Below are 14,712 nucleotides of genomic sequence, written 5' to 3'. Positions count from 1 at the left end.
CCTTCAGTAGGAGGCAGAAGGGGTGGCGCGGCGAGGGGAGGCGCCCCGTGCCAACGGCACAGCCGCTCAGAACGGGGGACCCTCGGCGACTCGGCGACTACGAGCTCACCGGGCGGCTGGGCGAAGGTGGCCAGGGCGCGGTGTTCCTCGGTTCCAGGGGCGGAGAGACGTACGCGGTCAAGCTCCTGCACGGGCCCGTCGGTGACGAGCGGGCGGCGTTCCTGCGGGAGGTCGAGCTGGCCAAGCACGTCGCCAGGTTCTGCACGGCGCAGGTGATCGACGCCGGGTTCGACGAGGGACGGCCGTACATCGTCAGCGAGTACGTCGACGGGCACTCCCTGGCCCGCGAGGTCGCGCTCACCGGGCCCCGCAGGGGCGGCGCGCTCGAACGCCTCGCCGTCGGCACCGCCACCGCGCTCGCCGCCATCCACCGGGCCGGGATCGTGCACCGCGACTTCAAGCCCCAGAACGTGCTGCTCGGCTCCGACGGGCCGCGCGTCATCGACTTCGGCCTGGCTCGGGCACTCGACGCGGCCGCCACCGTCAGCGGGCGGGGGGTGGGGACGCCGGCGTACATGGCGCCCGAGCAGATCACCGCCTCTGCCGTCACGGGGGCCGCCGACGTGTTCTCGTGGGGCGCCACCATGTGCTTCGCGGCCAACGCCACCGCCCCCTTCGGCCAGGACTCCGTCGCGCCCGTCCTGCACCGCATCCTCACGGCGCCGCCCGAACTGGGGCTGCTCGACGGGCGGCTGCGTACGCTGGTCGCGGCCTGCCTGGACAAGGACGCCCGCAACCGGCCGAGCAGCAGGGAGCTGCTGTTCGAGCTGCTGGGAGAGTCGTCCCCTGCGGAGTGGCCTGCGGTGGGGCCTGCGGTGGGGCCTGCGCTGGGCTCTACGGAGGGGCCTGCGGAGGTGCGGCGCTCACCTCCGCCGCCCATCCTCCGCACCCCGCCGACACCCCTGGTGCCGGGCCAGCGCACCCCGGACGCCCACTCCGGCCCCGCCGGGGCTTCAGCCGGCTTCTGGTTCACTCCGCTGGCCGAGCCCGAGGTCACCGGGGCCATGGACGCCTATCACCTGCCTGCCGCGACCTCCGACCCTCAGGCCGCCCAACCAGCAGGTGCGTTACCCGGGAATCCTGTCCCGGCCGGGGGAGGGCGTACGGACCGGAGGCAGTGGCCGCGGGCGGCGGTCGCGGTGTGTGCGGCGCTGCTGGTGACGGCCGTGGTGCTGCTGGCCGTGGTCGTACCGGCGCTCACCCAGAGCCCGGCCGGGCAGGCGGGACCCCAGGCGGGCGGACCTCTCGCCGCACCGCCGCCCGCCACGCCCGCGCCCGAGACCACCCGCAGGTCGCCCGCCGAAGCAACACCCACGAAGAGCGCGGAGGCCCGGCAGGCCCAGGACGACCGCCGCCCCGCCCACGACGCGCCCGCGATCGTACGTCCGCCGACGGTGACGATCCCGCCCCTGACCGGCCTGGACAAGGCCGCCGCCACCAAGGCCGTCGAACGCGCCGGCCTCACCCTCGGCCGCGTCACCCGGCAGGACTCACCCCGCGCGATCGGCCAGGTCCTCGCCAGCACCCCCGCCGCGGGAACCGCCGTGGACCGGGGGACCAAGGTGTCCTTGCACGTGTCGGCCGGCCTCCCCGTACCGGAGGTGACGGGCATGCGACGTGGCCCCGCCGAAGCGGCCCTGACCGGCGCGGGCCTCAAGGCGGGCGCCACCACGCGTTCCTGCTCCCAAGAGCCGTCGGGCCAGGTCCTGTCCACCCGCCCCAAGGCAGGCAGCCGCGTGAAGGGCGGCACCGCGGTAGCGCTCACCGTGTCCCGGAACGGCGCCACCGTCCCACCGGTCGCCGGCCGCTCCCGCGAAGCGGCCCGCACAGCCCTGACCGCGGCGGGTTTCACGGTCGGAACAAAGGAACAGTTGGTGGACGACGAGTCCCAGGCAGGCACAGTCCTGGCACAAAGCATCGACCCGGGCACCTGCGCCAAACCCGGCACCCAGCTCACCATCACCGTCGGCCTGGCCGCCCAGACGGGCCCCGACCCCGGCGAATCCCTCGAACCCACCACCAACGAGCCCGAGCCCGAACCCGACCAGCCCTGACCTTCCCACCCACCGGATCCGAGAGGCGTCGCGCAGCGACCTCCACCGCCAGGTCTGGAAGGGCTTATGCGTGCGCCTACCGTCCTGGGGCAGTTGGGGGCGTATGAAGAAACTCCTGAAGCTTCTGGTGGCCCGCAAAATGGCCACCACCCCCCTCGGTATAGCCGCCCTGGGCGTCGGCTGGTTCCTCGGCCGCCGCCGCAAGCGCCGCCGCGCCGAGCGCGAGGCCCAGCACAACGTCCCCCAGCACACCAGCACCACCCACGAGGACGTACGGGCCGCCCAGCCCTGATCCGTCGCCGGTCGTCACACGCGCAGGATGGTGACCGGGCGGCCAGAGGGTGTGGTGGCCTCCTCGAACGCGCCGCGTTCCTGCCATGGCGGCGCTTCTGGGCGCCGGTCGAAGATGACGAGTCTGCCGGTGGACAGGGTGAGCCGGTCGAGATAGCGGTCGAGCTGGGCGAGGCCGTCGGGGGCGGGGTCGTTCTCGCCCGCGCGCCACACCTTGAGCTCCATGGCCTCGCGCTGCACGAGCCGTTCGCCCTCCGGCCCGTGGTAGGGCCAGCGCATCAGGACGTCGAGGCGTTTGGTGCCGGCGGCGTATTCACGGTCGAGCTGGCCGCCCCCGTTGACGAGCCGGTGCAGGAAGGCCATGAGGATGATCTGACATGCGGCCGGAGCAGGACCTCCCGGTAGATCGGGTTGGCGATGTCCAGATCCCTGGTACTCCGGATGAGACCCAGGTCATGGACATAGCGGGCGTCGCTGCTGAAGGCCATGTCCATGTCGGGCCAGGTGCCCGCCAGGATCGGTTCGATGACCCGGGCCACCCGGGGCTCCCGCAGCCGATCCGACAGTGACTCCAGGTGCATGGCATGTGCTCGGATCAGCCGTTCCTTGGCTTCCTCTACCCGCGTCACGGAGACGGTGTCGGTCACCCCCATCTCCTGGGTGATCTCGTAGGCGAGAGCGTTGACCAGCCATGGCTGGCCCTGGGTCAGCTCGAAGACCCGCTCGACCGCGTCCTTGGTGAACTCCTGACCGGTCGCGTCGGTGTGCTGGCCGTACAGCTCGGCGATCTGGTCGATGGTGAAGTCACCCAGGCGCAGCGACTTGGCGATGATGTTGAACGGGCTCGCCGGGTTGATCCGATTCGGGTCGCTGCCCACCGCGACCTTGTAATCTCGCACGTCCCGCAATCCGCACAGGACGATGGACGAGGGGAACGGCTGGCCCTCCGGCCGCGCGTTGTGACCGTCGCGGAGCTGGCCGAGGATGCTGCTCATGCTGGTGCCCTGCAGGGCGTCGAATTCGTCGAAAAGGAGCACCATCCGGCGCGGACATCGGCGGCACCACTCGCTCAGCGCATTGAAGAAGCGGCTGCCCGGGGCGGCCGGTGGCCACGGGTCAGGTGGTAGCAGCTTCTTCGGCCATCCCGATCGCAAGACGGCTTGGCGAAGGGAATCCAGCAGCATCGACTCGGCCGCGGCGTAGTCGTGGCCGGCTGCCTTGGCGCGCTCGCAGGAGAACATCAGGGCGGCGACGTCGCCTGCTGCGGTCAGTTCGGAGGCGAGGGTGCGCAGCGCGGTGGTCTTGCCGGTCTGACGAGGGGCGTGAAGGACGAAGTAGCGGTCCATCTCGATGAGGGTGCGGGCCTCGGGGATGCGCGGCGTGGGAGGCAACATGTAATGGCGCGCCGGGTCGCACGGGCCCGTGGTGTTGAAGAACTTCGCGCGGGGTAGTCGCATGGTCACATTCTGACAATCTTCGGTTCAGCGTCTGTGGCGTTTGGTTCTTGGGGTGCCGGGGCCGGTGCCGGGGATGAGGCGGAGGGGGCGGTGGTGGGTGGTGCGGAGGGGTTCGGCGACCAATGCGCGGATCTCCTCCAGGCCGACCGTGTCGTGGTGGCCGGCGTCGAGGACGGCGGCGACCAGCTCGTACGCCTCCCGCCCCGCCATCGCCTTGAGCTGCTCGATCAGGGTCTGGGGGCCGCCCAGCTCCAGCAGGGTGAGGAAGTTCTCGGCGGCCAGCAGCAGGTGCTCGTCCTGGCCGATCGCGGACGGGTCGAGCTCGCCCACGTCCACCAGGTACGTCAGCGCGGCCGGGCCGAGTACGGGGTCGCGGCGCAGGCCGTGGAGGAGGGCGCGGCCGTCGGGCAGGGCCTCGGCGAGCACGTTGAGCATGGCGCCGGCCCGGGTGCGGAACGGGCACCGGCGTACCGCCTCCAGAAGCGGCTCTATGCCGTGGCCCGGCTGGGCGAGCCACCCGTGCAGCTCGGCGGCGGCGTCGTACGGCGGGTAGTGCTGGGTGAGGACGCCGAGCAGTTCGGCGGGGCCGGCTGCGGCGAGTTCGCCGATGAGCGGGGCGTCGCGGCCCTCGGCGAGCAGGCGGGCGCGTACGGCGCGCTGCCCGAGCGGGGTGAGCCTGGCGAGGAGCAGGTCGGGCTCGGCGAGGCGAGTGCGGAGGCGTTCGACGGACTCGGGCGGAAGCTCCTGGGCCTCGTGGTCGAGGTCGGCGAGGTAGAGCTCGTCGGCCGGGCCGCGGCTCAGCTCGACGGCGCCCAGGTCGGCGAGGACGTCGAAGGTGCGGGCGAGGTCGTCGCCGAGCCGGCGTCGCAGCAGGGTGGAGGAGGCACGGCGGTCCCCGGCGAAGTAGTCCTCGTATTCGCGGCAGGTCAGCCACACCGTCTCCTCCAGCCGCGCCACCGGCATGTCGTCCATGCCGTAGAGGGTGTTGAGGAGGTCGGGCAGCAGCTCGTCGAAGAAGAGCGTGAAGGGCGCGCCGTCGGTGCGGCCGGTGATGGCGCGGCCCAGCTCGGGCAGGGCGTCGAAGGCGCGCTGCCACAGGGCTTCCGGGTCGCGCAGCAAGGGGGCGGCCTTGGCCACCGCGTGGACGCGGCCTTTGGCGACCCGCACCAGCCGCACCCGCTTCGCCCACGCCAGGAGGAGGTCGGGGTCCCCGTCGGTGGCGGGCATGGTGCCGAGGTCGGTGACGGGGCGGCCGTCCTTGCCGGCCCAGGCTGCCAGGGCGGTCAGGCGTCGGACTGTCCGGCTCCCCACGGCGGCGGTCGTGAGGTCTGGGGCGGGGGGCAGGGCGATGGGGGGTTGGAGGGGGGCGCGTTCCTCCGCCAGGTCCAGCTCCGCGCCGAGCAGGCGGGCCTGGGTGAGGTGGTCGAGGATGTCCTGGTCGTAGTGGACGCGGCCGGCGTCGAGGTCCTGTTTGAAGTCGTCGAATCCGCCGGGGTCGGTCAGGTCGACGCCGTGGTCGAGCGCGGTCTGGGCCCAGAACTTGGCCAGCCCCTGCAGGTGCGGGTCGTCGAGGGACTTCCTGAACTCGGGGGTGGCGCGGGCGATGGCGGCGTCGGCCTCTGCCAAGGTGGCGCCGCGCGGGTCGCGCAGGCCCGTCGCGGCGAGGTAGGCGAGGTAGGTGCGCAGGATGTCGGGGGCGATGTCGAGGATCTCGCGCGGCGCGACGACATATTTGGGAATCCAGGCCAGCAGGTAGCGGCGGATCTGCGGCTCGTCCCAGTAGGCGAGCCGGCCGTCGCGGCTGTGGTGGCGGGCGTCGATGGCGGCGCTGATGAGAAGGTCGTCCGCCGGGCGGCCGTGCTCGTCGGCCCAGGCGAGGCAGCGCCGCAGCAGCACGGCCTTCGCCACCTCGAACTCCTCCGCCTCCTCCGGCTCGAACCAGGTACGCAAGACCGTTCTCCCTGCCGGTGCGAAAAGGGGATCTGGCGTCCCAGTATCGCCCTTCTGGCGCGCCGTCGTGAGCCGTTGTGCACAAGCGGTCAGTACGCGCGTGCCGCTTCGAGCAGGGCGGCGCGTACCTGCTCCTCCGGCAGGTCCATGGTCTTGACCGCGCCCCACTGCAACGCCCCCAGCAGCGCCCAGCTCTTGAGCCTGGCCTCGGGGGCGGGGTCGGGCCCGGCGAGCTTGGCGTAGATCTCGTCCCTGAAGGTCCTGATGGTGTCGCGCTCCGAGCCGGGCGCGGCGCCGGCGTCGTCGGCGGCGAGGTCCTCCATGAACAGCCGGATGACCGAGCGGTAGCGCACCGCGAACGTGACGAGGGCCTCGACGAAGGCGTCGCGGCTGTCGTACGCGGTGTCGAGCAGCGTCAGCATGTCGGCCGCGACGGGGTCGAGCAGCTCGGCGGCGAGGCGGTCTTTGGGGTGGAAGTGGTAGGCGACGGCCGTCTTGGTGAGGCCGACGGCGGCGGCGATGTCGGCCAGGGAGGTCGCCGCGTAGCCGCGTTCGGCGAACAGCTCTCTGGCGGCGGCCAGGATTCGCGATCGGGTGTCGTCGGCTGTGGCCCCAGCTGTGGTCCCAGATGTGGTCATCGTCTCATTTCCCTGTGGAGACGGCCTTCCTCATAAGTTCCGCTTTATCGTATGTCGCTGTACGACCGTACAGGACGGTCGTCGAGTGGGGGCTGAAGCGATGACGCGGTTGCTGGGACGGCTGGGCGGCTGGTGCGCGCGGCACGGCTGGATCGTGCTCGTGACATGGGTGATCGCCGCCGCGGCGCTGATGGGCGGCAGCCTGGCCTTCCCCAGCCCGACCAACAACGACGCGAGCATCCCCGGCACGGACGCGCAGCGCGCCCACGACCTGATGAAGGAGGGCTTCGGCGCCGGGTACGCCCAGGGCGGCACCGTCCAGCTCCTCGTCTACTCCGCCGACGGGCCGCTGCTGGAGGAGAAGCGCAAGCAGGCCGTCGAGCGGGCCGTGGACCGGCTGGAGACGATGCCGCACGTCACGTCCGTGGACACCCCGTTCCGCGTCGGCGGCATCTCCTCCAACCTGCAGATCGGCCTCATCACGATCAAGATGGCGGGCAACGACTCCGACAAGATCGCCCAGACCACCCAGGAGCTGTCCAAGGCCGCGGACCCGGCGCGCGAGGCCGGGCTCGAGGTCGTGCCCGCCGACAGCTCGAACCCCGCGGACAAGGAGATCAAGACCGGCCCCAGCGAGGTCATCGGCGTGGTGTGCGCGCTGCTGGTGCTGGTGTTCGCGTTCGGGACGCTGGTCGCCGCCATCGTGCCGATCTTCGCGGCGCTGGTCAGCGTGGCCTCGGGGCTCGGCGTGATCGGGCTGCTCGGCTGGGTCGTGGACATGCCCAAGCAGGCCGGCATCATGGCCACGATGATCGGGCTCGGCGTCGGCATCGACTACGCGCTGTTCCTGCTGTCGCGGCATCGGCGGCTGCTCGCGCAGGGCGTGCCGGTGGTGGAGTCGGTGCGCAGGACGGTGTCCAGCTCGGGCGGCGCGGTGGTGTTCGCGGGCGGCACGGTGATCATCGCGTTGAGTGCGCTGATGCTGGCCGGGTTCCCGCTGCTGGCCACGCTCGGCTGGGTGACCGGCATCTCGGTCGTGGCCGCCGTGCTGACCTCCGTCACGCTGGTCCCCGCCCTGCTCGGGCTGCTCGGCCACCGCGTCAACGCGCTCAAGGTGCCGTTCCTGCGCGGCTCGGGCTCGTCCGGCACCGGCTGGGCGGGGCTCGGCTCGTGGGTGGCGCGCCGCCCGTGGCGGGTGCTGCTGGCCAGCACGATCGTGCTCGGCGCGCTCGCCGCGCCCGCGCTGGCGCTGAAGCTGGGGCCGATCGACGAGGGGTACGGCGACAAGGGCTCGGAGCCGCGCCGGGCGTACGAGCTGATGGCCACCGGCTTCGGCCCCGGCTTCAACGGCCCGCTCATCGTGGTCGCCGAGCTGCCCGAGAAGGTGCCAGGCGCCAAGGACCCGCTGGTCAAGAAGCTGGTCGGCGAGGTGGAGGACGTCGAGGGCGTCAAGTACGTCAGCGACCCCAAGGTCAACGCCGACGGCCGCTCTGTGCTGATGCAGGCCATCCCCGAGTACGCCCCCAGCGACGAGCGCACCGCCGAGGTCGTCGAGGACGTCAGGGCGATCGCGCTGCCGGGCGTGCAGGTGCACGTGGGCGGCAAGGTCGCCGGGCTGACCGACGCGGGCGACCGGATGGCCGAGCGCACCCCGCTGGTCATCGGCGTCGTGGTGCTGCTCAGCGCGCTGCTCCTGCTGCTGGCCTTCCGCGCGCCGATCGTGGCGATCAAGGCGGCGGTGATGAACCTGGTGTCGCTGGGCGCCGCGTTCGGCGCGCTGGCGCTGGTGTTCTCGATCGGCCTCGGCACCGGGCTGGTCGGCCTGGACCCGCCGGCCAGTTCGTCGTACGTGCAGACGATCTTCTTCTCGGTGCCCATCGAGAGTTACGTGCCGCTGATGCTGTTCGCGGTGCTGTTCGGGCTGTCGATGGACTACGAGGTGTTCCTGCTGACGGCGGTGCGGCAGTCGTACCAGCGGCACGGGCGCAACGCGCGGGCGGTGGCCGAGGGGCTCGGCTCGACCGGGCGGGTGATCACGTCGGCGGCGCTGATCATGGTGGCGGTGTTCACCGCGTTCATCGCCTACCCGGACTCGATGGTCAAGACGTTCGGCGTGGGGCTCGCGGTGGCGATCGCGGTGGACGCCACGATCATCCGCGGGTTCCTGGTGCCGGCCACGATGGTGCTGCTGGGCCGGCTCAACTGGTGGTGCCCGCGCTGGCTCGACCGGCTGCTGCCGAACCTGTCGGTGGAGGGCCACGAGGAGGACGAGGACGAGCCGGTGGCCGAGCGGCGGGAGCCGGTCGGCGCGGGCGTCGGCGCGGGCGTCGGGTAGGGCGTCGGGTAGGGCTCAGTCGGAGTCGAGCAGGTCGCAGGCGGGCACCCAGCCGATGACGCCGGTGCTCGCGTTGTGGCCGTGGTGCCAGAGCGTGGTCTCGTACGGGCCGCACGCGTACGCCTCGTGCTCCTCCTCCCGGTTGGACGCGAACCCCTCGCCCGGCTGCCCGAACCCGTGCACCCGGGCCGCCGCCGCGGGCTCGGCCCGGATGGCGACGCCGGGGGCCGCGAAGTCGTAGGCGGGCCTGGCGCTCAGCGCCGGCACGGCGAGCAGCGCGGCCAGGGCCATCGGTCCGAAGCGCACGCCGCTCAGCGTAGTGGCATGGTCGCTCAGCGTTCCAGCGGCTTGCCGTCGCGCCGCCAGGCGAGGTAGCCGCCGTCGAGCGGGCGGGCGGAGCGGCCGTGGGCGCGCAGCACGCGTACGGCCTCGGGCGAGACCACGCAGTACGGCCCCCCGCAGTACGCCACGATCTCCGCCGAGGCCGGCAGCTCGCCCAGCCGGTCGCGCAGCTCGGCCATGGGCACCGAGACCGCGCCTGGCACGTGCCCGGCCGCGTAGTCGGCCGCCGAGCGCACGTCGAGCACGAGCGTGGACGGGTCGGCCAGCCGCGCGGCGAGCTCGTCGGCCGTCACGCCCTCCAGGTCGCCGAGCCGGTCGCGCACGGCGCCGCGCAGGTCGGCGAGCCGCTCGCCGGCGAACGCCTGGAACGCGCCGAGGAAGCGCGACACGCTCTCGTCGGCCAGCCGGTAGTAGACCCGGGTGCCGTCCCTGCGGCTGGTCACCAGGTGGGCCGCGCGCAGCTGCTGGAGCTGCGCGGAGGTGTTCTTGAGCGGCACGCCGGCCGCCCGCGCCAGCTCCTCGACCGTGCGCTCGCGCTGGTCGAGCACGTCGAGCAGGCGTAGCCGGACGGGGCCCGACAGCGCCTTGCCGATGCGGGCGAGCTGCTCGTAGATGGGCTCTTCTGCGAACATCAGACCATGTACTGGTCGTGGCGCAGGTAGAGCTCGGTCCACTCGTCGGGGGAGAGTTGCCGGCCGGTGGCGGCGATCTCGGCCAGCTCCTCGAAGTAGCCCTCGCGCGGCGCGCCCGGCGTGAACAGGATGAGCATCGTGGCCGGCTCGCCCGACTCGTTGCGGAAGGCGTGGATGCCGCCCTCGGGCACGAACAGGAAGTCGCCCGGCTTGCCGTCGGCCCACTTGTCGCCGTTGTAGAGCCGGATGGTGCCGTCGAGGACGTAGAAGGACTCGGTCATCGTGCGGTGGAAGTGGGGGCTCGGGCCGGACGGCTTGGCGGGCATCTCGTAGCGGTAGAGGCCGAACGCGCCGCCCGTGCTGCCGCCCGTGGCGAGGTAGTGGACCTGGGTGCCGCTCGGGCCGCCCATGCTCAGGTCGGGCGCCTGCCCGGCCAGGTGGAACACGCCGCTGGGCGCGCCGTGCTCGGCGTGGTAGCGGGGCTCGGGGTAGGACATGAGGGCCTCCTCTAGAGTTCTAAGGATCCTTAGAATAGCTCAGGAAGGACGTCCTCCGCCAGCCGGTCGAGCTGCCCGGCTTCGCCGACCATCGGATCGATCAGGACGAGGTCCGCGCCGGCGTCGATGACCGCGCGCAGGCCGCGTACGACCTCCTCCGGCGAGCCCGTGACGGCCACGTCGGCGCTGCCGTACATGCTGCGGAGCTGGTCGTCGATGCGGCCCGGCGCGTCGACCGAGACGTAGACGCGCTTGGCCACGCCGAAGCTCCCCGGGTCGCGCCCGGCCCGCGCCAGCTCGTCCTTGAGGACGCGCACCTGCTCGGCGAACGCCTCCGTGGTGGCGCCGCCCGCGCCGATGAAGCCGTCGCCGTGCCTGACGGCCCTGCGCACGGCGGCCGGCTTGTGGCCGCCGATCCAGATCGGCGGATGCGGCTTCTGGTACGTCTTCGGCTCCATGGCCGCCTCCACCTGGAAGAACCGCCCCTGGAACGACACCTTGGGCTCCGTCCAGCACGCCTTCATCAGCTCGATGCCCTCGGTGAACCGGGTCACCAGCCCTTCGGCCGGCACCCCGAACGACTCGAGCGCCCGCCTTCCGCCCAGCCCGAAGCCCACCTCCAGGCGGCCCCGGCTGAGCTGGTCGAGCGTGCTCAGGCTCTTGGCGAGCTGGAGCGGCTGGTGCTGCACGCTGACGAACACCGCGCAGCCGATGCGCACCCGCTCGGTGCAGGCGGCGGCGTACGTCATGACCTCGATGGGGTTGAGCGTCGGGACGGGCGACAGGGTGCCCTCGCGGGTCCAGACGCTGTGGAAGCCCAGGTCCTCCACCCGCCGCAGGTAGGCGCGGAAGGCGACGGGGTCGAAGGCGCCGTCGGAGATCTGCTGGGGAAGGGAGACGGCGAAACGGGTGCGCGTGGTTGCGGTCATGCTCCACCGAATATCCGGCCGCGGCGGGTGCGTCCAGTTCCGCCGCGCGTCAGAACGTGATGACGGTACGCGCCACCGTGCCCGCGCGGACGTGGGCCACGGCCTCGTCGATGCGGTCGAGCGGCAGCCGTTCGGTGATCAGGCCGTTGAGGTCGAGGCGGCCGCGTACGTACTGCTCGGCCAGCATGGGCAGGTCGCGGTGCGGCGCGGCGTCGCCGCCCTGGGTGCCCATGAGGCGGCGCGAGGCGAACAGCAGGCCGGTGTCCAGCTCCATCGGATGGCCCTGGGGCGGGCTGCCGACCATGACGGTGGTGCCGCCCGGCCGGGTCGCGGCGAACGCCTTGGCCAGCACGCCGGGCGCGCCCGTCGCGTCGAAGGCGTGGTCGACGCCGCCCCTGACCAGCTCGTCCACCTGGCGGGGCAGGTCGGTGACCAGCAGGGAGTGGGTGGCGCCGAAGCGCTCGGCGAGCTTGAGCTTGCCCTCGGCCACGTCGGCGGCCACGATCGTGGTCGCCCCGGCCAGCACCGCGCCCTGCACGACGTTGAGCCCGACGCCGCCGCAGCCGACGACCAGCACCGTCGCGCCGGGCGGCACGCGCGCGACGTTCAGCACCGCGCCGACGCCGGTGACGACGCCGCAGGCCAGCAGCGACATCGCGTCGAACGGCAGCCCAGTGGCGAGCTTCACGCACATGGCCTCGGGGACGACGGCGTACTCGGCGAACGAGCCGATGCCGATGAACCTGCGCACCTCGGCGCCGTCCAGGGTGACGCGGGGAAGGCCGCCCATGATGATCGGCAGCCGGCCGGGGCTCGCGCACAGGTGGAAGTGTCCGGCCTGGCAGGGGCGGCAGCGGGCGCAGGGGCCGTTCATGGCGATGATGACGGGGTCGCCCTCCTTGACGGTGGTGACGCCCGTACCGGTGCGCTCCACCACGCCGGCGCTCTCGTGACCGAGGATGAAGGGCAGGCGGCCCGCCACGGGGCTCTTGCCGTCGATGGCCTTGAGATCGGACCCGCACACGCCGGACGCCTTGACGCGCACCCGCACCTCACCGGGCCCCGGGTCGGCGATCTCCACCTCACGCAGCTCCATGGGGGCGTGGAACTCGGTCAGCACGGCCGCGCGCATCCGCATGGGCCTCACGGTAGCCGCGCCCCGTCATGCGAGCAAGCGGTTGCTCGACAGGCTGGTCAGTCCCGCGCACGCGCGAGGCGTCCGTTCCCGGCGGGCGTGCCGGCGGTGGCCGGGGAGGAGGGCCGCACGGCCGGGGCGAGCAGCGTCAGCAGCACCACCACGCCGGTGATCACGGCGAAGGCCGCGGGATAGGACAGGCCGCCCGCCACCCACCCCGTCACCGCCGGGGCGACGAGCCCCGAGAGGTACGTGATCGTGGCCACCCCGGCCACGCCCTCGCCCGGCGTCGCGCCCTTGTTGCCCGCCGCCGCGATCGCCAGCGGCACGATCACCGCCACGCCCAGCCCGAGCAGCGCGAAGCCGGTGATGGCGAGGGCGGGCGTGCGGGACAGGACCACGATCAGGCCCCCGAGCGCGGCGACCGCCCCGCTGACCCGCACCGTCCGCACCGGGCCGAGCAAACGGATGACGCGGTCGCCGAGCAGGCGGGTGCCGGCCATGCAGAACATCAGGACCATGTAGCCGGCGGCGCCCACACCGGGCCCCGCGCCGGTGACGGCGGTGATGTAGACGGCCGACCAGTTCGCGCTGGCTCCCTCGGCGAAGGTGGCGCAGAAGCCGACGACGCCGATGAGGGCGATCCCGCGGGTGGGCAGCGCGAAGCGGCGCGGCGCGGGGCCCGTGGCCGGACCGCGCTCGTCGGCGAGCAGGCCGCGGCCGGTGTGGGCGCCGGTCAGGAGCAGGGCGGCGGCGACCGTCGCGAGGTGCGCGCGGGCGTCGATGCCGGCCTGCGCGGCCAGGGCGCCGAGACCGGCCGCGGCGAGGCTGCCGACGGCCCACATGCCGTGCAGCCCGGACATGATCGGCCGGCCGAGGCGGCGTCCGAGGACGACGGCGTGGGCGTTCATGGTGACGTCGGACATGCCCGCCGCGACGCCGAACAGCAGGAACGCAAGGAACAGGCAGACGGTGGAGGGGGAGAGGGCGGGCAGCGCGAGGGCCGCGCACCACAGGGCGATGAGTAAGCGGGTGGCGGTGCGGGCGCCGATCCGGTAAGCCAGGCGCCCGGCCATCGGCATGCCGACGAAGGCGCCGATGGGCGTGCAGAGGAGCACCAGGCCGAGGACTTGGGGGTCGAGGCCGAAGTGCTCCTGGAGCCAGGGGATGCGGGTGGACAGGCTGCCGGCCACGGCTCCGTGAATGAGGAAGACCGAGGCGATGGCGCGATGAGGGCTCATGAATCGGAAACTATCAGGCAGGGTTCCTGATGAAAAGGGCTTTCAGGCAGGGTCCCTGATTATTATGGCGAGCATGAAGACCGCGACCCCTTCCACGGCTCGAGCCATCAACGACCGGCTGGCGCTGGACCTGCTGCTGGAACGGGGCCCGCTGAGCGCTCCCCAGCTCCGCTCGCTGACGGGGCTGTCCAGGCCCACCGTGTCCGACCTGATCGAGCGGCTCATCGGCGGCGGCCTGATCGAGGTCGCGGGGGAGTCGGGCGAGGACAGGCGCGGGCCCAACGCGCGCCTCTACGGGCTGGTGGCCGGCCGGGCCCACGTCGCGGGGGTCGACCTGCGGCGTGACACCGTCCACGTCACCGTCGCCGACCTCACGGGCCGTACCGTCGGCTCGGCCGCCCGGGCGGTCGGCGGTGACCTGGTGGATCTCGTTGAAAGCGTCCTGGCCGAGGCGGCGGGGCAGCGGAGCCTCGACGCCGTCGTGGTCGGGGCGCCGGGCCTGGTCGCGCCGCGCGACGGCGAGCTGGTGTCGTCCAACGACGTGCCGGGGTGGCGGCCCGGGCTGGTGACGTCCTGGCGGGAGCGGCTCGGCGGCGTCCCGGTGGTGCTGGAGAACGAGGCGAACCTGGCCGCCATCGCCGAGTCGCGGGACGGGGTGGCGCAGGACGCCGAGGACTTCGTCCTGCTCTGGCTGGGCGACGGGGTCGGGGCGGCGGTCGTGCTCGGCGGGCGGTTGCGCCGGGGGGCGTCGGGGGGCGCGGGCGAGATCGGGTTCCTGGAGGTGGGCGGGACCGCGTTCTGCAACCTGGTGACCTCGCCCGTCGCGCGCGGCCTGGCCCGTACGGAGTTCGCCGCCCGCATCGCCAAGGGCGCCGCCGCCTTCGTCAGCCTGCTCGACCCCGGCCTCGTCGTGCTCGGCGGCGAGTGCGGGAGTGAAGGGGGCGCCGAGCTGGCCGAGGAGGTGGCCGCCCGGCTGGGCGACCTGGCGCCCGCCCCCACCGAGGTGCGCGCCAGCACGGTCACGGGCAACCCCGTGCTCCAGGGCGCCGTGCTGACCGCACTCGACCTGGCCCGCGACCGCGTCTTCGGCGCCTCGGCCACCCCGTGACGGCCACCGTCACGCGTTTGTGAGCAAGCGGTTGCTCGGTAGC

The 14,712-nt window shown here is 72.9% G+C and carries 14 protein-coding genes; 4 read left to right on the top strand and 10 right to left on the bottom strand.

What is annotated here, in order from left to right:
• The first annotated feature begins 47 nt into the window (after positions 1-47).
• Both ACFFR3_RS21755 and ACFFR3_RS21750 read left to right on the top strand, forming a co-directional pair.
• Positions 48-2,114, top strand: a complete 2,067-nt coding sequence (locus ACFFR3_RS21755; RefSeq protein ID WP_379483727.1) for a PASTA domain-containing protein — start codon at positions 48-50, stop codon at positions 2,112-2,114.
• 103 nt (positions 2,115-2,217) lie between these two features.
• Positions 2,218-2,406 carry a DUF6203 family protein gene (locus ACFFR3_RS21750; RefSeq protein ID WP_355425886.1) on the top strand — a complete coding sequence of 63 codons (189 nt, stop codon included), beginning with the start codon at positions 2,218-2,220 and terminating at the stop codon, positions 2,404-2,406.
• A gap of 14 nt (positions 2,407-2,420) precedes the next feature.
• Here the strand turns inward: ACFFR3_RS21750 and ACFFR3_RS21745 are convergent, their stop codons facing one another.
• From ACFFR3_RS21745 to ACFFR3_RS21730, 4 genes are all read right to left on the bottom strand, one after another.
• Positions 2,421-2,768 carry a hypothetical protein gene (locus ACFFR3_RS21745; RefSeq protein WP_379483726.1) on the bottom strand — a complete coding sequence of 116 codons (348 nt, stop codon included), beginning with the start codon at positions 2,766-2,768 and terminating at the stop codon, positions 2,421-2,423.
• Complete coding sequence (locus ACFFR3_RS21740; RefSeq protein ID WP_379483725.1) at positions 2,684-3,862, bottom strand: AAA family ATPase; 1,179 nt, start codon at positions 3,860-3,862, stop codon at positions 2,684-2,686. The genes ACFFR3_RS21745 and ACFFR3_RS21740 overlap by 85 nt, the downstream gene beginning before the upstream one ends.
• A 24-nt stretch (positions 3,863-3,886) precedes the next feature.
• On the bottom strand, positions 3,887-5,812 hold the full coding sequence (locus ACFFR3_RS21735) for a hypothetical protein (RefSeq protein ID WP_379483724.1): 1,926 nt from the start codon (positions 5,810-5,812) through the stop codon (positions 3,887-3,889).
• Between the two features lie 89 nt (positions 5,813-5,901).
• Positions 5,902-6,450, bottom strand: a complete 549-nt coding sequence (locus ACFFR3_RS21730) for a TetR/AcrR family transcriptional regulator (protein WP_345398301.1) — start codon at positions 6,448-6,450, stop codon at positions 5,902-5,904.
• A gap of 100 nt (positions 6,451-6,550) precedes the next feature.
• Here ACFFR3_RS21730 and ACFFR3_RS21725 point away from each other — a divergent pair, with 100 nt between their 5' ends.
• Positions 6,551-8,785 carry an MMPL family transporter gene (locus tag ACFFR3_RS21725; RefSeq protein ID WP_364380385.1) on the top strand — a complete coding sequence of 745 codons (2,235 nt, stop codon included), beginning with the start codon at positions 6,551-6,553 and terminating at the stop codon, positions 8,783-8,785.
• Positions 8,786-8,800: 15 nt separating this feature from the next.
• Here the strand turns inward: ACFFR3_RS21725 and ACFFR3_RS21720 are convergent, their stop codons facing one another.
• The 6 genes from ACFFR3_RS21720 to ACFFR3_RS21695 are packed head-to-tail and all read right to left on the bottom strand — an operon-like array spanning position 8,801 to position 13,561.
• Positions 8,801-9,091 (bottom strand): hypothetical protein, encoded by a 291-nt coding sequence (locus ACFFR3_RS21720; protein ID WP_364380388.1) that lies wholly within the window; start codon positions 9,089-9,091, stop codon positions 8,801-8,803.
• Between the two features lie 26 nt (positions 9,092-9,117).
• Positions 9,118-9,759 (bottom strand): ArsR/SmtB family transcription factor, encoded by a 642-nt coding sequence (locus ACFFR3_RS21715; protein WP_345398307.1) that lies wholly within the window; start codon positions 9,757-9,759, stop codon positions 9,118-9,120.
• On the bottom strand, positions 9,759-10,256 hold the full coding sequence (locus tag ACFFR3_RS21710) for a cupin domain-containing protein (protein WP_355425866.1): 498 nt from the start codon (positions 10,254-10,256) through the stop codon (positions 9,759-9,761). The genes ACFFR3_RS21715 and ACFFR3_RS21710 overlap by 1 nt, the downstream gene beginning before the upstream one ends.
• Before the next feature lie 29 nt (positions 10,257-10,285).
• Entirely contained in the window at positions 10,286-11,185 is a 900-nt protein-coding gene (locus tag ACFFR3_RS21705) for an LLM class flavin-dependent oxidoreductase (protein WP_345398316.1), read from the bottom strand.
• 49 nt (positions 11,186-11,234) lie between these two features.
• Positions 11,235-12,323: an alcohol dehydrogenase catalytic domain-containing protein gene (locus ACFFR3_RS21700; RefSeq protein WP_379483723.1), complete on the bottom strand. Its 1,089-nt coding sequence runs from the start codon at positions 12,321-12,323 to the stop codon at positions 11,235-11,237.
• A 56-nt stretch (positions 12,324-12,379) separates the two neighbouring features.
• Positions 12,380-13,561, bottom strand: a complete 1,182-nt coding sequence (locus ACFFR3_RS21695; protein ID WP_345398322.1) for an MFS transporter — start codon at positions 13,559-13,561, stop codon at positions 12,380-12,382.
• A gap of 73 nt (positions 13,562-13,634) precedes the next feature.
• Here ACFFR3_RS21695 and ACFFR3_RS21690 point away from each other — a divergent pair, with 73 nt between their 5' ends.
• On the top strand, positions 13,635-14,669 hold the full coding sequence (locus tag ACFFR3_RS21690; protein ID WP_364380399.1) for an ROK family transcriptional regulator: 1,035 nt from the start codon (positions 13,635-13,637) through the stop codon (positions 14,667-14,669).
• Positions 14,670-14,712 lie beyond the last annotated feature (43 nt).

This window comes from Nonomuraea salmonea, assembly GCF_042428605.1.
GTDB lineage: Bacteria > Actinomycetota > Actinomycetes > Streptosporangiales > Streptosporangiaceae > Nonomuraea > Nonomuraea salmonea.
The sequence above is the reverse complement of the archived record's forward strand: the minus strand, read 5'-3'. Positions and strand labels throughout refer to the sequence as shown.